This is a genomic window from Microbacterium lacus (assembly GCF_044794305.1).
GTDB classification, from domain to species: domain Bacteria; phylum Actinomycetota; class Actinomycetes; order Actinomycetales; family Microbacteriaceae; genus Microbacterium; species Microbacterium lacus_B.
The window spans coordinates 799,091-818,087 of record NZ_CP084996.1; the positions used below are offsets into that span (position 1 = coordinate 799,091).

The following is an 18,997-nucleotide window of genomic DNA, read 5'->3' on the forward strand; positions in this document are numbered from 1 at the left end:
GGAGTTCAGTCTACGCGGGCCGCTCCAGGGCTTGATCGGCAAAGCATTCTCCGGCGGCGCGCCTCCCGCCCGGGCGCGCACGACTGCGTGACGCTGGGGTGGTGCCCCTGGACTTCACCGCAATCGACTTTGAAACGGCGAACTCCAGCAATGCGTCCGCGTGTGCGGTAGGCCTCGTGCGTGTGCGGAACGGCGAGATCGTGGACAAGACCGGATGGCTGATCCAGCCGCCCGCCGGGCACGATCGGTTCTTCGAACTGAACACGCGCATCCACGGCATCCGTGAAGAGGATGTCGTCGACGCGCTGGGCTGGAGCGCGCAGCTCAACGACCTTTCCGATTTCATCGGGGGCGACATCCTGGTTGCGCACAACGCCGGCTTCGATATGGCGGTCATCAAGCGGGCGTGCGAAGCGACGGGGGACGAGCATCCGGCGTATCGGTACGCCTGCAGCCTGCAGGTGGCGAGACGGGTCTACCAGCTCGAGTCCTACAGACTTCCGTTCGTCGCAGCCGAGGCGGGTTTCGCGGACTTTCCGCACCACAACGCCACAGCCGATGCGATGGCCTGTGCACACGTCATGATCGATGCCGCTCGCCGGGTCGGCGCCTACGACATCGACACACTCGCCGAACTTTCCGGGGTCAGGGTCTCGCAGATCTCGATCGCCGAAGCGCCTGCCACGACGGTCTTCGCCGCCTGAAAGCGCGCAATCGACGGCTTTGTCGGTGGGCTCCGTCATCCTGTAGGAATGGATGCGCTCACCGTTTCGATGGTTGTCGTCGGATGCCTCGCCCTCGGTGCCCTCGCGGGTTGGGTCGCCGGACTCTCGCGCGGCGCCGCACGGGCGGCGCGCGAACACACAGAGCTCCGCACCCGCATTGCCGCGGCGGATGCCGCACGCCACGGCGTACAGGCTCAGCTCGATCACCAGCAGCTCCTCTACCGCGAGCTCGCGTCGCAGGCCCGCTCAGATCAGGCAGCCCGCGAGGAACGTGAACGTCGAGAACAGAGCGTGCTGCGCGCACTGGCACCGGTGCAAGAGACACTCCACGCCATGCAGGCGAAGGTCGACGACCTGGAGCGTGATCGACATGTACAGTTCGGTTCACTTGCTGAACAGCTCCGGCGTACGCACGAATCCGGCGAGGCACTTCGACTGACCACAGAGTCGCTCGCGAGCGCTCTGCGTTCCGGCGCAACGCGCGGGGTGTGGGGCGAGACACAGTTGCGGCGCGTCGTGGAGGCTGCCGGGCTGACCCGCTACGTCGACTTCGATCTGCAGTCCTCCATCGCGAGCGACGCGGGTGCGGGCCGACCCGACATGGTAATCCGACTGCCGGGCGAGAAAGCTATTGCTGTCGATGCGAAAGTGCCGTTGGACGCGTATCTGCAGGCGAGCGCGATTCCCCTCACTGCGCAGGGTGCGGAAGGGGCGCGGCGCCGCGCGTTGTTGGATCGTCACGTGAAGGCCGTGCGCGCCCACGTGGATGCGCTGGCGAAGAAGACCTATTGGGCTGGCTTGCCGTCCAGTCCTGAATTCGTGATCTGCTTCATTCCCAGCGAATCACTTCTGGCCGCAGCACTCGAAGAAGACCCGTCGCTTTTGGACTATGCGTTCAGCAAGCGAGTCGCGCTGGCTTCGCCCGTGAACCTGTGGGCTGTGCTCAAGACAGTGGCGTTCACGTGGACTCAACAGGATGTGTCGCAAGAGGCTCGCGCACTCTTCGATCTCGGCACGCAACTCTACGATCGCCTGGGCGGCCTCGCCGGGCACGCCGACGACCTGCGTCGTGCGATCGAGCGAACTGTCGACAGCTACAACCGTTTCACGAGCTCACTCGAGACCCGAGTGCTGGTGACCGCCCGGCGTTTTCCGGGGATCGATCAGACGAAACTCGATGCGCTCAACGCGCCGGCGACGATCGAGAAGCAACCTCGCCATATGAGTGCACCGGAGCTTCTCGACGGCGTTGCGGAGGGCCGCAACGCGGGGCGCGACGAGGCAGAACACCCGCCGGCGCTGATCGCTGACGTGGGTGACCTGCGCGAGAGGCTCTGACCTACGAACCGCCGGGCACGAAGCTCATCACGGCGATCACGACACCCGAAACCGCGATGAAAGCGCCGATCATCCACCAGACGCTGACCTCGTGTCCTTCGTCGCGGCGCTTGCGAAGCAAGACGTCGGGACGACGGGCGGGATCGACCGCGTCTGCGATCACCGCGTGGGCACCGGTCTGCGGTCCTGAACTACTCACCTGAGCCGACATCCACAACCCCCTCGCACGGGGGAACGACATCATCGTTCCCACGTGCGATTCTGCCAGAGAACCCCGAACACGGGGTGGACTCGGTAGCGGGTTGACAGTTTCAGCGAAGAAGGGCTAGAGCCACTTCGAGGTCAAGTGCTCCGACACGATACGGCGCAGGGTGCCCGACCGGCCGCGCAGCACGACGGACTCGCTGTAGATGAAGTCGCCCTCGCGGCGCACACCTGCGACGAGCTGACCGTCGGTCACACCGGTTGCGACAAAGATGGTGTTCTGCCCGGTCACGAGCTCATCTGCCTCGTAGACGTAACCGTCAGTCCTCAGGCCGTGGTCAGCACCCTTCTGCTTCTCGTCATCGTCACGTGGCCACAGAATCCCCTGCACGTGTCCGCCGAGCGCTTTGATCGCGCATGCGGTCACGATGCCCTCGGGGCTTCCCCCGACGCCCACGCACATGTCGGTGCGTGCGTTGTGCCGTGCCGCGTTGATGCCACCGGCCACGTCACCATCCGACATGAGGCGCGTTCCGGCGCCCGCTTCGCGGATCTCAGCGATGAGCTTCTCGTGTCGAGGGCGGTTCAGAACCGAGACGACCATTTCATCGACCGGTTTGCCGAGCGCCTTGGAGAGCAACCGAATGTTCTCGCCGATCGGGAGTCGGATGTCGACGACACCGACGCCGGCGGGCCCGGTGACGAGCTTGTCCATGTAGAACACGGTCGACGCGTCGAGCATGCTCCCACGGTCAGAGACCGCAATGACCGAGAGCGCGTTCTGGCGGCCTGCGGCAGTCAGCGACGTGCCATCGATCGGGTCGACCGCGACATCGCATTGCGGGCCTCGCCCGTTGCCGACCTTCTCGCCGTTGAAGAGCATCGGCGCTTCGTCCTTTTCACCTTCACCGATCACGATCGTGCCGTCGAAGTTGACCGTCGTGAAGAATGCGCGCATCGCGTCGACCGCGGCCGCATCCGCGGCGAGTTTGTCACCTCGTCCGATGAACGGCACCGCGCGGATTGCCGCAGCTTCAGTCGCTCGAACCAACTCGAGTGCGAGATTTCGGTCGGGATGCAGCGGGCTCATGTCCGCGGTAAGACTCACCATGTGGTCAGCCTAGCCAGCGTCGGCACCGTAGACAGGGTGTTAACGCGATCCGGGTGTGAAGGAATCTCGATTCTTGCTGAGCAGGCAGATGTCGGCTGAACCGCGCCAGCGCAGCGCTCCATCCATTCAGGACTCCGCCTCACTTCGCTAGAGTGACCTGTGTAGCCCGCCGACCTCGAGGAGCACCCATGCCCGTCGCAACGCCCGAGCAGTACGCCGAGATGCTAGACCGAGCGAAGGCAGGGGGCTTCGCGTATCCCGCGATCAACGCCGCCAGCTCGCAGTCGATCAACGCGGTCCTGCAGGGCCTCACCGAGGCCGGCTCCGACGGCATCATCCAGGTCACGACGGGTGGTGCAGACTACTTCGCCGGACACACCGCCAAGGGTCGCGCTACCGGCGCGATCGCGTTCGCGAAGTTCGCCACCGAGGTCGCAAAGAACTACCCGATCACCGTTGCGCTGCACACGGACCACTGCCCGAAGCCCGCGCTCGAAGACTTCGTGATGCCACTCATCGCTGCCTCAGAAGAAGAGGTCAAGGCCGGTCGCAACCCGCTCTTCCAGTCGCACATGTGGGACGGCTCAGCCGTGCCGCTCGATGAGAACATCGAAATCGCCAAAGAGCTGCTTCCCCGTCTGAAGAACATCAACGCCATCCTCGAGGTCGAAATCGGTGTCGTCGGCGGCGAAGAAGACGGCGTGCAGCACGAAGGATCAAACGACGCGCTGTACACGACCGTCGCTGACGTGACCAAGGCCGTCGAAGCGCTCGGACTCGGTGACCAAGGTCGCTGGATTGCCGCTCTCACCTTCGGCAACGTGCACGGCGTGTACAAGCCCGGCAACGTGAAGCTGCGCCCCGAACTCCTCGGCGAGATCCAGGAAGGCATCACCGCTGCCTTCGGCACCGGCGCCAAGCCGCTCGACCTGGTCTTCCACGGCGGCAGCGGATCGACCGACGAAGAGATCGCCCTGGCCGTCGCCAACGGTGTCATCAAGATGAACATCGACACCGACACGCAGTACGCGTTCACGCGCTCGGTCGCCGGCTTCATGTTCCAGAACTACGAGGGCGTCCTGAAAGTCGACGGCGAAGTAGGCAACAAGAAGGCCTACGACCCGCGCGCCTGGGGCAAGATCGCCGAGTCGGCTATGGCCGCACGCGTCGTTCAGGCGACACAGCAGCTCGGCTCTGCGGGCAAGAGCCTCGCCGCCTGATCGCACCACCGAAACGCCGCCTCCCGCACCAGGGAGGCGGCGTTTTCACATGGCCGAGCGGTCAAGGAGCGCGGTAGATGTCCAAGATCGTCGGCGCACCCGCGGGCTCGTGTATGACGACGATCTCGTCGCCGGCCCGCACGCTCCCCGTTTTGACCACACGCAAGTACGGCCCCAGCCGGCGTTCGTCCGAGAAGCGCTTCACCCAACCGCGTTCATCAGCACCGCCGACCCACCGAGCGAAGGTCTGGCAGGGAGTGCGCGGCATCGTCACCTCGACCTCGACGCGGTCGCCGATACGCCACCGCTCGCCAACCCGGGCGGTGTTGACGTCGATCCCCTCCGTGCGCATGTTCTCGCCGAAGAACCCCGGCGGCAACTCGCGTCCGAGCTGGTCTTCCCAAAAGTTCGCGTCTTCCTGGGCGTAAGCGTAGAGCGCTTTGTCGAGTCCACCGTGGTGCTTTCGGCTCGCCTGGACGTCACCTCGCACACCGTAGGCGCCGATCTTCACTGCTCCGGCGAGCGCCCGCTTGTCGATCGCTGTCACCCCAACCGTGCCCGGCTCAGGGCGAAGCTGGTGAACAGCACAGACAGCAAGAAGTTGCGGCATCCCGCGATCGTATCCGGTGGCCGACGCCACAGATCGCCCGAATGACCTGACCCTCAGGAGGCCATCGTGCGCACGTACTCCTGGAAGGCGGGGTCCGCCATGACCGGAACGGTCAGGCAGGCGGTGACCACGACGTAGGTGATGACTGCGCCGACGAGCGGAATCCACCACGCCCGGCGCCCGCCACGCACGCGACGCCACGACACCAGCGCCGTGAGGACATAACCGATCACCATGGAGATGCCGGCGACGGCGCCCCACACGGCGGCGCCAGTCGGCCCCGAGACGTTGGTGAATTCTCCCGGGATTCCCATGGTCTCCATGGCCCGCGTGAAAGTCGACGTGACGTCGAAGAAGCTTTGCACCGAGACCACGACATTCACGAAGCCGATACCCAACAGCACCGCGGTGATCAGGCGGTCGACGGTTCGCGCAGGAGTTTCGCGAACGGATGCCGCCGCCACCGGTTGTTCGGACGGGGCAACAGCTGCGCCGGGCGGAAGGCCGTGATCGAGCGCCTCGGTGATCGCAGGCTGCTGGATGCGCGCGCGCTGTTCTTCGGCCGTGGCGTACTCGCCGTATGCCGGGCGGCGTCGAGAATCGGAGCCGTCGCTCGAGCCGTTACTCACGAGCGTCGCCCGCCGAGTTCGCCCGAGCGACCCTGTCGCAGTTCCTTCGGCAACGAGAAGATCAGATCCTCCTCGGCAGTCTTGACCTCTTGCACCTCACCGTAGCCCGCACCGGCAAGGTCGGCGAGGACTTCCTGGACGAGTACGTCCGGGACCGACGCACCGCTGGTGACTCCCACGGTCTCCACGCCGTCGAGCCACTCCTGCTTGACCTCGTCGGCGTAGTCGACGCGGTAGGCGGCCTTGGCGCCGTACTCGAGCGCGACCTCGACCAGACGGACGCTGTTCGACGAGTTCGCCGAACCCACGACGATCACCAGATCAGCGTCCTTGGCGACCTTCTTGATCGCGACCTGACGGTTCTGGGTGGCGTAGCAGATGTCGTCCGAGGGCGGGTCCTGCAACTGCGGGAACTTCTCACGTAACCGTCGTACCGTCTCCATCGTCTCGTCGACCGAGAGGGTTGTCTGCGAGAGCCAGACCACACGCGAGGGGTCTTTGACCTCGATCTGGTCGACATGGTCGGGAGAGTTGACGATCGTGACGTGATCGGGGGCTTCGCCCGCCGTGCCCTCGACCTCTTCATGGCCTTCGTGCCCGATCAGCAGAATCTCGAAGTCGTCACGTGCGAAGCGCACTGCTTCGCGGTGGACCTTCGTAACGAGCGGGCAGGTGGCGTCGATCGCCTGCAGGTGACGGTCGGCGGCCGCAGACACCACCGCTGGCGATACCCCGTGAGCGCTGAAGACCACGTGCGCACCCTCGGGAACTTCGTCGACCTCCTCTACGAAGACCGCGCCTTTGCTCTCAAGTTCAGCCACCACGTGGATGTTGTGCACGATCTGCTTGCGCACGTATACCGGCGCACCAAACCGTTCAAGCGCCTTCTCCACGGCGATCACAGCCCGGTCGACACCGGCGCAGTAGCCACGCGGCGCCGCCAGCAGCACACGCTTGTGTCCCTTGACCGGGATATCCTGAAGGGGCTCGCGCCGCCGAGGAACACGGGGAACGGGCATGCGGACGGCCGTACTCGCTGACGCAGAACTCACGCCTTGATTCTACGTGTGGGGGCCTGTGTACCGGCCGGGCGCGGGCGATGTGTATGGCTTGATAGCGGCTTCCTGCCCGAGCAGGGGCGAAAGGACCGGATGACGACCTTCCGACCCGACACGACCACGGGGGAAGCACCGCCGCCAGACTCGGTGCATCCGCGGGACTCCCGCGGCGACTCACCTACCTCTGTGTCACGACTCAACGACGCGATCCGCGGTTTCGTCGCCAATTGGGGATCCGTCTGGGTCGAGGGCGAGATCACCTCATGGAACCTGCGCGGAGGCAACGTCTTCGGCCGGTTGAAAGACCTCACGACCGACTCCGCCATTTCCTTTCGCCTCTGGTCGTCCACGCGCGAGCGCCTCCCTGCCGACCTGAAGGTCGGTGACCACGTCATCGCGTGCGTGAAGGCCGACTACTTCATCAAGACGGGCGACTTCACGTTCGCGATCTCCGCGATGCGACACGTGGGCCTCGGCGACCAGCTCGAGAATCTCGAGCGGTTGCGCGCGAAGTTGCGCGCGGAGGGCCTCTTCGATGCGTCCCGCAAGCAGCCACTCCCCTTTCTTCCCGGGCTGATCGGACTCATCACGGGTGAGAACTCCGACGCCGAGAAGGACGTGCACCGCAACGCTGAACTGCGTTGGCCGCAGGTGCGGTTTCGCACGAAGCACGTCGCCGTGCAGGGCGATCGTTGCGTCCCCGAGACCGTTGCGGCGTTGAAGGCGATGGATGCTGATCCCGATGTCGACGTGATCGTCATCGCGCGCGGAGGTGGCGACCCGCAAACATTGCTCGGGTTCAGCGACGAACGCCTCGTGCGAGCGGTGGCCGCAGCATCCACCCCTATCGTCAGCGCCATCGGGCACGAGAACGACCACCCGCTCCTCGACGACGTCGCGGACCTCCGCGCGTCGACTCCCACGGACGCCGCCAAGCGAGTGGTTCCGGACGTGGCCGAACAGCGCGCCCTCGTCGGCCAGTTGCGCCAGCGCCTCACCGGCCGACTGACGCAGCGAGTGAGTCATGACATCGCCCAACTCGAGCAACTGCGTTCGCGGCCCGTGTTGCGCGCGCCCGAATCGTTGTTGACCACCCGCTCGCACGAGGTGTTCCTGCTCGTCGCGCGGGGTCGCGAGCGCATCGACCGCGCGCTCGAGACGCAGGGGCGACGCATCGCCGAGTTGCGAGCGACCCTCACCGCGCTCTCCCCCGCGTCGACACTGGCGCGTGGCTACGCGATCGCGCACCGCACGGATGGGGTGATCGTGAGGGATGCCGCCCAGGCGCCCGCGGGTGAGCCGGTCATCATCACGGTCGGCCGCGGGTCGTTCGCTGCCCAGTCACAGGGCGAGATCGCCGAAACCGGCCCCGACAGCGTGTCGGACGGGCAGACCTAAGATGGAATCATGACTGGAACGAGCGCCCCCGACGTCTCGACCCTGTCGTTCGAGCAGGCGCGTGACGAATTGATGCGTGTCGTCGCCGAACTGGAGCAGGGCGCGCCGACGCTCGAGCACTCGCTTGCGCTGTGGGAGCGGGGTGAAGCCCTCGCCGCACGTTGCGAGGAGTGGTTGATCGGCGCCAAGCGACGCCTTGAGCAGACACGCGCGGCCGTCCCGACGGACGGCTCGATCTCGTGATGGCGCAGAACCCTCGCGTCGTCGCTGAACTGGGCAGGCCAGAGACCCCCGACGAGACTTCGGCTCGAAAGGCTGCGTCGTCATTCGCGTACCGGTCGAGCCAGACCACGCGCAACCTGATCGCCGCCCTGCTGGTGACGCTCGCGATCGTCGTCGTCATCGTTTTCGCCGTGCCGCGCGGCACACCGCCGGCGCGCGAGCCGATCGATGTGGCCACGATCGCCGCGCAGATCGCATCCGCCGAAACCCGCACGGTCATCGTTCCCGACGCGCCCGACGAGTGGACGATCAACCGCGCCCGCGTCGAGGGCGACAGCACGCGCGCGTGGACGATCGTCTACGCGCCCGAACTGGGCTTCGTCAACATTGCGCAAGGCTTCGATGCGGATGCTTCGTGGCCGACGCGCGTGCTCTCCGGAGCGTCCGCAGATGAGGCGGTGACCATCGACGGCATCGAATGGACACGGTACGACATCGCGGACCCCTCGCGTGCGGGCAACGTGTCACGCGCGCTCAGCACACCGGCCGGGACCGACACGATCCTCATCTATGGCGGTGGGATCGATACGGCCACTCTCGAGCAGGCAGCCGCATCCGTCACCGGTCAAGTGCAAGCACTACGCGAGGAGGCTCCGTGACCGACCGACCCACTCCGCAAAAGGTCTGGGATGAGATGCGCCGGGGCAACCAGCGCTTCGTCGCGGGCGAGCCCGAGCATCCTCGGCAGGACGTCGAGCGACGCCACCTGCTCGCAGGTGGGCAGACTCCCCGAGCTGCGCTGTTCGGCTGCTCGGACTCCCGGCTCGCGGCCGAGATCATCTTCGATAAGGGTCTGGGCGATCTCTTCGTCGTGCGCAATGCCGGTCAAGTGATTTCGGACTCCGTCATCGGAAGCCTCGAATACGCCGTGGCCGTCCTGGATGTGCCGCTCATCATCGTGTTGGGCCACGACGAGTGCGGCGCCGTGAAGGCGGCGATCGACAGCACGGGAATCGACGCGCCTGCCCTTCCGGCGCAGATCTGGCGACAGATCGCGCCGATCGTTCCTGCGGTCCGCCGGGTTCAGCGCGCCGACGGAACTCAGAATTCTTCCATCGATGCCGAGCACGTCGGGCGCGAGCACCTGCGGGGGACAGTCGCCGACCTTCTCCACGCCTCCGAATTGATCAGTACGGCCGTTGCAGAGGGGCACCTCGCGGTCGTGGGAGCCAACTACAAACTCTCTGAGGGCACCACGGTGCCCGAAATCATCGTGGGCGCCGCAACCGACGCGCACGCCTGAAAACCGAGCAAGACGAAGAAGGAACAACGACGTGACCGACATCGAATACCGCATCGAACACGACACGATGGGCGAAGTACGCGTCCCGAAGGACGCTTTGTACGCCGCGCAGACACAGCGTGCCGTCGAGAACTTCCCCATCTCGGGCGACCCCCTGGAACCGGCACAGATCGTCGCGCTCGCGCGGATCAAGAAGGCTGCTGCGCTCGCGAACAAAGAACTGGGCACCCTCGACGGCGCCATCGCCGATGCCATCGCCCGCGCCGCCGACCGCATCATCGCCGGCGAGTACGCCGACCAGTTCCCAATTGATGTTTACCAGACCGGTAGCGGCACGTCCTCGAACATGAACATGAACGAGGTTCTCGCGACGCTCGCTACCCGGGACCTCGGCTCGACCGTCCACCCCAACGACCACGTCAACGCGTCGCAGTCCTCCAACGACGTGTTCCCCACTTCGGTACACATCGCCGTCACGCAGGAGCTCATCGACGACCTGATCCCGGCCCTCGACCACCTCGCCTTCTCGCTCGAGACGAAGGCGGAAGAGTGGAAGTCGGTCGTCAAGTCGGGTCGAACGCACTTGATGGATGCCACGCCGGTGACACTCGGCCAAGAGTTCGGCGGCTACGCGCGTCAGATGCGCCTCGGCATCGAGCGCGTGCGCGCCGTGCTCCCCCGCGTCGCTGAAGTACCCCTCGGCGGCACGGCCGTAGGAACCGGGATAAACACTCCCGCCGGCTTCCCGCAGAAGGTGCTCGAACTGATCGTCGCCGACACCGAACTGCCGATCACCGAGGCGAAGGACCACTTTGAGGCCCAGGCCAACCGGGACGGTCTGGTCGAGGCATCCGGCGCCCTGCGCACAATTGCCGTCTCGCTCACGAAGATAAACAACGACATCCGCTGGATGGGGTCGGGCCCCAACACCGGACTCGGCGAGCTTCACATTCCTGACCTGCAGCCGGGTTCGTCGATCATGCCCGGCAAGGTCAACCCGGTCGTGCCCGAGGCCACCCTGATGGTGTGCGCACGAGTGATCGGCAACGACGCCACGATCGCGTGGGCGGGCGCATCCGGATCGTTCGAGCTGAACGTGGCGATCCCGATCATGGGGTCGGCACTTCTCGAGTCGATCGAGCTCCTCGCCAATTCGGTCCGCCTTTTGGCCGACAAGACGATCGACGGACTCGTAGCCAACATCGAGCGCACGTCCGCGCTGGCGGGAATGTCGCCGTCCATCGTGACGCCGCTCAACAAGCTCATCGGCTACGAAGCCGCCGCGAAGATCGCCAAGCACTCGGTGGCCAAGGGAATCACCGTGCGCGAGGCGGTCCTCGACCTCGGTTTCGTCGATCGCGGTGAAATCACGCTCGAGCAACTCGACGAAAAGCTCGATCTGCTCTCGATGACGCACCCGGGCTGAGCGGTCTGCGCCCACTCGCGGGGTCGCACGGGCGATAATCATGGGGTGACCCGCTCATCTCGTCCGATCTCAGCCCGCGCGAGGATTCTCGCGGCGGTGCTGGCTGTGGCGTGCTTGGGGCTCGCGATCGTCGGAAGCGTCACGTTCGTCGTTCAACACAGCAGGGTGACAGACGAGATCGACCAGCGGCTGAGCGCTCAGGTCGCACGACTGCAAACGGTCGCAGCGGAACAACCCGATGACACAGGGTCAGCCGGAGGTGCCGCCCCTGCCACCGACGACCTCGTCATCGAAGAGTTCTCGAGCGTCGAGGACTATCTGCAGGCCGCTGTCGCCCGCCTTGTGCCGGCGCGCAACGAGGGCTCGGTGGCGATCGTCGACGGCGAGGCGCGCTTTCGGCCTGCAACGCTGTCGGGTTTCGATATCTCTGACGACCACGAACTCATCGCGCGCGCTGTCGCGGAAACGACGGCTGCGGGCGGCACGGTGCGAGGGACGGCAGAGACCGAGCACGGATCGATGCGGTACGTCGCGATACCGGTCAACGTCGAAGGCGACCCCGCGCAGGGCGTGTACCTGCGCGTGGTCGATCTGAACGCTGAGCTTGCGCCGGTGACCGCGGCCATGTTCACCTATGCGATCGCGGCGGTCGGCGTGTTGCTTGCGATCGGTATCGTCGGGTGGTTCGTCGCGGGCAGACTGCTCTCGCCGCTCGGCCGGCTTCGCGCGACGGCAGATGCAGTGAGTGTGACCGATCTCTCCCCGCGCATGGCAGCAGGAGGCAACGACGACATCTCTGACCTCTCGCGCACAGTCAACTCGATGCTCGACCGTATCGAAGGATCGGTGGACTCCCAGCGCCAGTTGCTCGATGACGTCCGGCATGAGCTGAAGACACCCATCACCATCGTGCGCGGTCATTTGGAGCTCATGGATCCCACGGATGCCCACGACGTCGCGACCGCAAGAGCGATCGGAATCGCGGAGCTTGACCGCATGACACGGTTGGTCGAAGACATCGACCTGCTCGCGAGCGTCGAAGGCGGCACATTCGCGACGGTAGAGGTGGACCTCGCCGCGCTGACGGCTCGGGTCGGCGAACTCGTCTCCGTCATCCCCGGGCACCCGTGGCTCGTTTCGGCTCGCGCAGAGGGTAAGACGCTGGGCGACCAGGACCGACTTCTCCAGGCGTGGCTACAGCTGGCAGACAACGCGGCGAAGTACACCGCCGAGGGTTCGCCCATCGAGATCGGGAGTCGGATCAATACCGACGAAGTGTGCCTTTGGGTCGTCGATCACGGCCCCGGTATACCGCCCGCGTCACGTCAGCAGATCTTCCGCCGGTTCGGCCGTGCACAGGGTCGCCGATCCGTTGGCGGGTCGGGCCTGGGGCTCGCCATCGTCGATGCGATCGCGAAAGCCCACGGCGGCCGATGTCTCGTCACAGACACTCCCGGAGGAGGTGCGACGTTCACCATCCACCTCCCCCTGCGCGCCACTGCCTTGCCCGCACCCGTTCGCGCCGGTGACGTGCTCCAACGAGAGGCAGCTGCATGACCGCAATTCTGATCGTGGAGGACGAACCGCACATCGCCTCGTTCGTCTGCCGTGGGCTCGCCGCCGCCGGATTCTCGCCCACCATCGCCTCCGATGGACGTTCGGGTCTTGAAGCCGCGCTCAGCGGCGACCACGCGTTGGTCCTTCTCGATGTCGGACTTCCCGGAATGGACGGGATGGAAGTCCTTCGCACTGTTCGCGCCACCGGGTCCCGCATCCCGATCATCATGCTGACAGCGCGCACCAGCACCGCCGACACCGTGGACGGTCTCGAATCGGGAGCAAACGACTACATCCGCAAGCCCTTCACGTTCGACGAACTCTTGGCGCGCGTCCGCACCGCGCTGCGCGATTCACCCGGCGGCAGCGGTGTAACGATCACGCACGATGAAGTGACCCTCGACATTCTCGGTCGGCGCGCCACGGTGGATGGCCGCGAGGTCGATCTCTCGGCACGCGAGTTCGCGCTGGCCGAGCAGTTCTTGCGCAATCCCGGACAAGTGCTGACCCGCGAGGCCCTGCTCAGCCGCGTGTGGGGCATGGACTTCGACCCCGGATCCAACGTGGTCGACGTCTACGTGCGATACCTGCGTGGCAAGTTGGGCGTCCACCACATCACCACTGTGCGTGGCACAGGCTATCGCTGGGAATAGCGACACACGCGACTCCTGCCGCCCCTCGCCGAGCGAGAAGAAGCCCCCGGCGCTGGGGGACGCCGGGGGCTTTGGGAAGGGCCGGGCTGGGGAAGCCGGCCGGACCAGTCGCTATCGGTCTGGGGAGTCCAGCGACTGATCTCTCTTCGATCCGACACCACGCGGTTCTCCCGCGGGGTCGGATGATGTTCCCGCATGTGCGGGAGTTTGTGGGGACATGCCGTTACCGCGCTCCTGATGACCCTGTGCGTCGCCGTGCGGTTGAGCCTTTCGTGCGGCTTCCTTCGCACCGTGTGAGCGCGCGGTCTCGGTGATGTTGGCCATCGGCGCAGCTTCAGTCTCGACGGGCGCTTCGCTGCTGATGTCACCGGCAACGACCAACGCCGCGGGCGCAGGGACCGTCACAGCGCCGGGGGGAGCAGTGTCGGCAGGTACAGCGCCGGTGGGAGCAGTGTCGGCAGGAACAGCGTCGGTGTTCGCAGTCGCCGTCTTGACGGAAACTGGGTCACTGAGCAGCGCCGAACCCCGGGTCGACGAACTCGGAAGCTGAGGGGCCGCCACCATCACGGCGCCAACACTGACCGGTTGACCTGCGGCGTCCACGAGATGAGTTGCGTTAGCCATCGCCGCGGACCAAAGAATCGCGGCGCTCGCGGCGACCACGACGGTACCGCCGCTAGCCAGGCGCACCCGATTGTCCACGATCATCTCCGTTCGACCCCCGCGCTTCATGCGCTATCACTCCATGTTCTCAGACCGACCTGACAACCAGCGGCAAACTGCATGAGACTCTTCTCATGCAGTTTGCCGCCGGTGTGCCGCGATTGCGACAAGTTATGCCAGATCAAGCCACGCAGATCACGCCAACTCGCCCGCCTCGAGGAGTTCGGTGACGAGCGCCGCGATCGCCGACCGCTCGGACCGCATCAATGTGACGTGTCCGAACAAGCTGTGACCCTTGAGCGTCTCGATGACCGAGGCGACCCCGTCGTGCCGGCCGACGCGCAGGTTGTCACGCTGCCCGACGTCGTGAGTGAGCACCACACGGGAGTTCTGGCCCATACGACTCAGCACGGTCAGCAGCACATTGCGCTCCAGCGACTGCGCCTCGTCGACGATCACAAAGGCGTCATGGAGCGAGCGGCCGCGGATGTGCGTGAGCGGAAGCACCTCCAGCATTCCCTGCGCGACGATCTCTTCGACGACGTTGCCCGAGACGACGGAACCCAGGGTGTCGAAGACGGCTTGACCCCAGGGTCCCATCTTCTCGCCCTGATCACCGGGAAGGTAGCCGAGTTCCTGCCCGCCAACGGCGAAGAGTGGACGGAACACGATGATCCGCTTCTGTTGCTGCCGCTCGAGCACGGCCTCGAGTCCCGCGCACAGTGCGATGGCCGACTTGCCGGTGCCTGCACGCCCGCCGAGCGAGACGATCCCCACCTCGGGGTCAAGCAGGAGATCGATCGCGATGCGCTGCTCGGCCGAGCGACCGTGTAGCCCGAAGACCTCTCGGTCGCCGCGGACGAGCTTGTATGAACCGTCGCCGGTCACTCGCCCGAGTGCAGACCCGCGCTCGGAGTGAATGATGAGACCGGTGTTGACCGGGAACCCGCGCACATCGTCGCTGGTGGCGACGTCGCTCTCGTAAAGGTCGCTGATCTCGTCACCTGAGACGTCGATCGTGGCGATACCGGTCCATCCAGAATCGACGGCTTGCTCTGCCAGGTACTCTTCGGCCGAGATTCCGAGCGACGCTGCCTTGACTCTCATCGGAAGGTCTTTGGATACGACCGTGACTCCTTGTCCGTCCTGGGCGAGATTCATCGCGACGGCGAGAATGCGGGAGTCGTTGTCGCCGAGGCGCATGCCGAGCGGAAGAATCCCGGCGTCCGTGTTCGTCAGCTCCACCCGCAACGTGCCGCCGGCACCCACCGGTACCGGGAAGTCCAGCCGCCCGTGCTCGATACGCAGTTCGTCGAGATGACGAAGAGCTTGCCGCGCAAAGTACCCGATCTCAGGATCGTGCCGCTTGCCTTCAAGTTCGGTGATCACCACCACCGGGATCACGACGTTGTGCTCGGCAAACCGGAAGAATGCCCGCGGATCGCTCAGCAACACCGAAGTGTCGAGAACATAAGTGCGGAGGTCCTGATCGACCCCGTCGACATCCTCGATATCGACGCTTCCGATTTCGTGGTTTCGCTGCTGCTGTGGTGCCCGTGTGGTCACAACCCACTCCCGCCCCGGGGTGAAAATCCCGGCAGTCACGAGTCGACCAAGGGGTCACGAGTCGTTTCCGAAAGGCCGACTCGACGGGCGCTTTGCCCGATGAGTTGACCGTACGACCGCGAGCGCGAACACACGCCGAAGACACGCACCTTTTCTGGTTACGAGTTTGTGAACTCCGGATGCTTCACCACACGCGCATCGATGAGAAAGCCGCGAGGGCATCGCCGAAGAGCCGTAGAGTGTCGGCCCCGGTTCCGACATGTGGTGCGACGCGCACGAGCCCTGATCGCACCGTCACGGTCAATCCGTGGTTGGCGAGGGCTGCGGCCAGCGGCGCGGCATCCTGCGGGGCGGGCTGAAGCGTGACGATTCCCGCGCGGCGCTCGGGTGCACGCGGAGTGATGACCGGAACTTCGTAGCGGTCGGCGAAGAAGATGACGCTTCGTGTACGTTCGGCAAGCTCGGCCTCGATGGTGGCAACGCCGACCTCGCGCACCTCGCGAAGCGCCGTCGCCAGTCGCGCCACCGCGAGAGTGTCGATCCCCGATACCGAGAACGCGCGGGAGGATGCTGCGGGCTGAGGGACAACGTCCACGGGCAGGTCACCGTCCACCCCGACAAACCCCGACAGAACCGGAGCAATCCGCTCGAGCGCGCGTTCACCGAACCACGCGAGGCCGGTCCCGCGCCCCGCTCGCAGCCACTTGTAGCCCTGCGCACACACTACGTCGGCAGCGAGGTAGTCCGCCTCGATCATTCCGAACCCCTGAATCGCATCGACGATCAGCAACCGGTCACCGATCACGTCGCGCAACGCCGACAGGTCGGCCCGATATCCGGTGCGAAAGTCGACCAAGCTGACCGCGAGCGCGCGCGTGTCATCGGTCAACGACGCTCGCACGAGGTCGGGCGTGACCATTCCGTCTTCGGGCTCGAGCCACTGCAGATCGATCGACCCCAGCGAATCAGCCGCACGAGTGGCTGCCACGGTGAGGCTCGGAAACTCCGCACGCGAGAGCATTAACCCCCCGGCGAGCCCGTAGAAGGCGTGCATGATGCCGTAGGTCGTCGATGGTTGCAGAGTGATCTGATCGACCGACGTGCCGATCAGCTCTGCCGCGATCGCACGGGCCTCGCCGACATGTTCACCGACGAGCTCGATGCTCGAGCGCCTGCCAGAACCGAGCAGCTCCGTGTCTGCGTGCGCCTCGCTGCGGACTGATGCCGACAGCGGACCGAACGCAGCCCAGTCGAGGTATCCGGGTTCTCCGTCGAACGACGAGATGTACGACTCCAGGTCCATCACGGTCACAGTCTGGCAGAGGGCCTGATGAGTCGGGCGGCGAAGTCAGCCGCCGAAACGGCGGTTTCTCGTGGTGAAGTCGCGAATCGCACGCAGAAAGTCGACCTCACGCAGGTCTGGCCCGAGCGCTTCCACGAAGTAGAACTCGCTGTGCGCGCTCTGCCAGAGCAGAAAATCACTCAAGCGCTGCTCCCCCGAAGTACGAATCACCAGATCGGGGTCGGGCAAGCCTCCGGTGTAGAGATGCTCGCCGATCTGCTCGGGCGTGAGACTCGCGGCGAGCTCCTCGAGCGATCCGCCGTCCTTGTCATGCTGGGCGATGATGCTCCGCACTGCATCGACGATCTCGCCGCGTCCGCCGTAGCCGACCGCGAGGTTGACATGCAGGCCGGTGTGCTCGGTAGTCCGTTGCTCGGCGGTCGCCAGTACGCGGGCGAGATCGGGTGGGAGGAGATCGGAACGGCCGACGTGCTGCACACGCCAGTCCCGCTCGTGCGAGAGCTCTTCGGCGAGTTCGGCGATGATGTCGATGAGGTCGGACAGTTCTCGCGAATCGCGTTTGACGAGATTGTCGTTGGAGAGGAGGTAGAGCGACACCACGCGCACACCGATGTCGTCGCACCATTCCAGAAACTCACGCATCTTCGCGGCTCCCGCGCGATGCCCATGGGCGGCTGAGTCGTAGCCCAGTTGCTTCGCCCAACGCCTGTTACCGTCGATCATCATGGCGATGTGGTGCGGCACGGCATCAGGTTCGAGGTTACGGCGCAACCTGTTGATGTACAGACGGTAAAGGGGCCCCCTGCCCTCGTTTGCCGAATTGCGCGCCACGCCCCTACGCTACCGCGACACCCAACTCGCGCGGGAATGGTACTGAGTACCACAAGTCATGGGACTCAGTATGTACGAGCGTCGGCATGCCGCGGGGCCTACCCTTTACACATGAGCCGACGCGCGCCGAAAGACTCAGGGCCTGAGGTTCCTGAACTGCCCTTGATGGAGGCTGCGGATGCCGATGCGAAGGTACCCGAGATCCGTCCAACCTGGCGTGGCTGGCTTCATGCCGCCATCTTCCCCGTCGCGATTGTGGCCGGAATCATCCTGATCGTGGTGGCCGAAGGAGCAGCAGCGAAGTGGTCGGCCGCCGTCTTCATGGCGAGTTCTCTACTTCTCTTCGGCAACTCAGCGCTGTATCACCGCTTCGATTGGACGCCCAGAACCAAGGCGATCCTCAAGCGAATCGATCACGCGAACATCGTGATCCTCATCGCGGGGACCTACACCCCCCTCGCAGTTCTCGCCCTGCCCCCGGATCAGGGCACGCTTCTGCTCGTCCTGGTGTGGAGCGGGGCGCTCGCCGGCATCCTGTTTCGAATCTTTTGGATCGACGCGCCGCGCTGGCTCTACGTCGCGCTCTATCTGGTGCTGGGCTGGGCGGCCGTCATGTACATGCCCCAACTCTTCCAGGCCAACCCCACCATGATGATCTTGGTCATCATCGGAGGCCTGCTCTACACGGTTGGTGCCGTCGCCTACGCGCTGAAGAAGCCCAACCCTTGGCCCGGACACTTTGGGTTCCACGAGATCTTCCACCTCTGCACCGTCTTGGCATTCCTCTGCCACTGGACGGCGTGCCTCTTGGTCGCCCTCGACCCGTTCTCGCCGTCCCTGGGCTTCTCCGGCTAACTAGGCGCGCGGGGCAGCCGTGTCGTCGTCGGTGGCCGGTGACGGCGCAGCGGTATCCCGCTGGGCATCAGCATCCATCTCTGCAGCAAGCTCCTCGGCGATATCCGCGCGCACCCGCGCACGGCGAATGCGCCGCAGCATGTCGGAGACCAAGAGGATGACCGCGACGGCGAGGAGCGCGATGATGGCAAAGCCCCACACGCCCGGGGTGACGAGCTCCGGATCGACCATCAGCGACGGCGTAGGCAACGGCGTCGCAGACGTGGTGGTCGAACCGAGCGCGAGAGCGACGAACGCGTGCATCGTGGGTGTCCCTGTTCCGCGC

At 65.3% G+C, this 18,997-nt stretch carries 21 protein-coding genes; 11 read left to right on the forward strand and 10 right to left on the reverse strand.

Going from position 1 to position 18,997, the window contains the following annotated elements; genetic code table 11:
* Nucleotides 1-101: 101 nt before the first annotated feature.
* Both LG299_RS03955 and LG299_RS03960 read left to right on the forward strand, forming a co-directional pair.
* Nucleotides 102-704, forward strand: a complete 603-nt coding sequence (locus LG299_RS03955; RefSeq protein ID WP_404433670.1) for a 3'-5' exonuclease — start codon at nucleotides 102-104, stop codon at nucleotides 702-704.
* 48 nt (nucleotides 705-752) lie between these two features.
* Nucleotides 753-2,063, forward strand: coding sequence for a DNA recombination protein RmuC (locus tag LG299_RS03960; RefSeq protein WP_404433671.1), 1,311 nt, complete (start codon nucleotides 753-755; stop codon nucleotides 2,061-2,063).
* A gap of 1 nt (nucleotide 2,064) precedes the next feature.
* On the opposite strand, the gene LG299_RS03965 is transcribed toward LG299_RS03960, so the two are convergent.
* Entirely contained in the window at nucleotides 2,065-2,262 is a 198-nt protein-coding gene (locus LG299_RS03965; protein WP_404433672.1) for a UDP-N-acetylmuramyl pentapeptide phosphotransferase, read from the reverse strand.
* Between the two features lie 126 nt (nucleotides 2,263-2,388).
* Nucleotides 2,389-3,378 carry a class II fructose-bisphosphatase gene (gene glpX, locus LG299_RS03970; protein WP_404433673.1) on the reverse strand — a complete coding sequence of 330 codons (990 nt, stop codon included), beginning with the start codon at nucleotides 3,376-3,378 and terminating at the stop codon, nucleotides 2,389-2,391.
* Between the two features lie 188 nt (nucleotides 3,379-3,566).
* On the opposite strand from glpX, the gene fbaA reads away from it, so the two are divergent.
* Nucleotides 3,567-4,598, forward strand: a complete 1,032-nt coding sequence (gene fbaA / locus LG299_RS03975) for a class II fructose-bisphosphate aldolase (RefSeq protein ID WP_404433674.1) — start codon at nucleotides 3,567-3,569, stop codon at nucleotides 4,596-4,598.
* A gap of 61 nt (nucleotides 4,599-4,659) precedes the next feature.
* Here fbaA and LG299_RS03980 read toward each other — a convergent pair whose 3' ends face one another.
* The 3 genes from LG299_RS03980 to LG299_RS03990 are packed head-to-tail and all read right to left on the reverse strand — an operon-like array spanning nucleotide 4,660 to nucleotide 6,856.
* Nucleotides 4,660-5,208: an MOSC domain-containing protein gene (locus LG299_RS03980; protein ID WP_404433675.1), complete on the reverse strand. Its 549-nt coding sequence runs from the start codon at nucleotides 5,206-5,208 to the stop codon at nucleotides 4,660-4,662.
* A 53-nt stretch (nucleotides 5,209-5,261) separates the two neighbouring features.
* A complete protein-coding gene (locus LG299_RS03985; protein ID WP_404433676.1) occupies nucleotides 5,262-5,837 on the reverse strand; it encodes a DUF6264 family protein in 576 nt (191 codons plus the stop codon).
* Complete coding sequence (locus LG299_RS03990) at nucleotides 5,834-6,856, reverse strand: 4-hydroxy-3-methylbut-2-enyl diphosphate reductase (RefSeq protein ID WP_404434792.1); 1,023 nt, start codon at nucleotides 6,854-6,856, stop codon at nucleotides 5,834-5,836. Before LG299_RS03990 ends, LG299_RS03985 begins: the two co-directional genes overlap by 4 nt.
* Before the next feature lie 132 nt (nucleotides 6,857-6,988).
* Here LG299_RS03990 and xseA point away from each other — a divergent pair, with 132 nt between their 5' ends.
* Genes xseA through LG299_RS04025 form a run of 7 tightly spaced genes read left to right on the forward strand, consistent with a single transcriptional unit; the run spans nucleotide 6,989 to nucleotide 13,454 of the window.
* Nucleotides 6,989-8,293 carry an exodeoxyribonuclease VII large subunit gene (xseA, locus tag LG299_RS03995; RefSeq protein WP_404433677.1) on the forward strand — a complete coding sequence of 435 codons (1,305 nt, stop codon included), beginning with the start codon at nucleotides 6,989-6,991 and terminating at the stop codon, nucleotides 8,291-8,293.
* A gap of 9 nt (nucleotides 8,294-8,302) precedes the next feature.
* Nucleotides 8,303-8,536, forward strand: a complete 234-nt coding sequence (locus LG299_RS04000) for an exodeoxyribonuclease VII small subunit (RefSeq protein ID WP_404433678.1) — start codon at nucleotides 8,303-8,305, stop codon at nucleotides 8,534-8,536.
* Nucleotides 8,536-9,174 (forward strand): DUF4245 family protein, encoded by a 639-nt coding sequence (locus tag LG299_RS04005; protein WP_404433679.1) that lies wholly within the window; start codon nucleotides 8,536-8,538, stop codon nucleotides 9,172-9,174. The genes LG299_RS04000 and LG299_RS04005 overlap by 1 nt, the downstream gene beginning before the upstream one ends.
* Nucleotides 9,175-9,209: 35 nt before the next feature.
* A complete protein-coding gene (locus LG299_RS04010; RefSeq protein ID WP_404434794.1) occupies nucleotides 9,210-9,818 on the forward strand; it encodes a carbonic anhydrase in 609 nt (202 codons plus the stop codon).
* A gap of 31 nt (nucleotides 9,819-9,849) precedes the next feature.
* Entirely contained in the window at nucleotides 9,850-11,244 is a 1,395-nt protein-coding gene (locus LG299_RS04015) for a class II fumarate hydratase (RefSeq protein ID WP_404433680.1), read from the forward strand.
* Between the two features lie 45 nt (nucleotides 11,245-11,289).
* A complete protein-coding gene (locus LG299_RS04020; protein WP_404433681.1) occupies nucleotides 11,290-12,801 on the forward strand; it encodes an ATP-binding protein in 1,512 nt (503 codons plus the stop codon).
* Nucleotides 12,798-13,454 (forward strand): response regulator transcription factor, encoded by a 657-nt coding sequence (locus LG299_RS04025; protein ID WP_404433682.1) that lies wholly within the window; start codon nucleotides 12,798-12,800, stop codon nucleotides 13,452-13,454. The genes LG299_RS04020 and LG299_RS04025 overlap by 4 nt, the downstream gene beginning before the upstream one ends.
* 111 nt (nucleotides 13,455-13,565) lie before the next feature.
* Here LG299_RS04025 and LG299_RS04030 read toward each other — a convergent pair whose 3' ends face one another.
* The 4 genes from LG299_RS04030 to LG299_RS04045 all read right to left on the reverse strand — a co-directional run bounded on the left by LG299_RS04030 (nucleotide 13,566) and on the right by LG299_RS04045 (nucleotide 17,817).
* On the reverse strand, nucleotides 13,566-14,156 hold the full coding sequence (locus LG299_RS04030; RefSeq protein WP_404433683.1) for a hypothetical protein: 591 nt from the start codon (nucleotides 14,154-14,156) through the stop codon (nucleotides 13,566-13,568).
* 156 nt (nucleotides 14,157-14,312) lie between these two features.
* Nucleotides 14,313-15,683, reverse strand: a complete 1,371-nt coding sequence (locus LG299_RS04035) for a PhoH family protein (protein ID WP_404433684.1) — start codon at nucleotides 15,681-15,683, stop codon at nucleotides 14,313-14,315.
* A gap of 184 nt (nucleotides 15,684-15,867) precedes the next feature.
* A complete protein-coding gene (locus LG299_RS04040) occupies nucleotides 15,868-16,986 on the reverse strand; it encodes an aminotransferase class V-fold PLP-dependent enzyme (protein ID WP_404434795.1) in 1,119 nt (372 codons plus the stop codon).
* 45 nt (nucleotides 16,987-17,031) lie between these two features.
* The gene (locus tag LG299_RS04045) at nucleotides 17,032-17,817 is read right to left on the reverse strand and encodes an isoprenyl transferase (RefSeq protein ID WP_404433685.1); all 786 of its coding nucleotides are present in this window, start codon (nucleotides 17,815-17,817) and stop codon (nucleotides 17,032-17,034) included.
* A gap of 111 nt (nucleotides 17,818-17,928) precedes the next feature.
* Here LG299_RS04045 and LG299_RS04050 point away from each other — a divergent pair, with 111 nt between their 5' ends.
* On the forward strand, nucleotides 17,929-18,672 hold the full coding sequence (locus tag LG299_RS04050) for a hemolysin III family protein (RefSeq protein ID WP_404433686.1): 744 nt from the start codon (nucleotides 17,929-17,931) through the stop codon (nucleotides 18,670-18,672).
* Here LG299_RS04050 and LG299_RS04055 read toward each other — a convergent pair whose 3' ends face one another.
* Complete coding sequence (locus LG299_RS04055; protein ID WP_404433687.1) at nucleotides 18,673-18,975, reverse strand: hypothetical protein; 303 nt, start codon at nucleotides 18,973-18,975, stop codon at nucleotides 18,673-18,675. It lies immediately after the preceding gene.
* Between the last annotated feature and the right edge of the window lie 22 nt (nucleotides 18,976-18,997).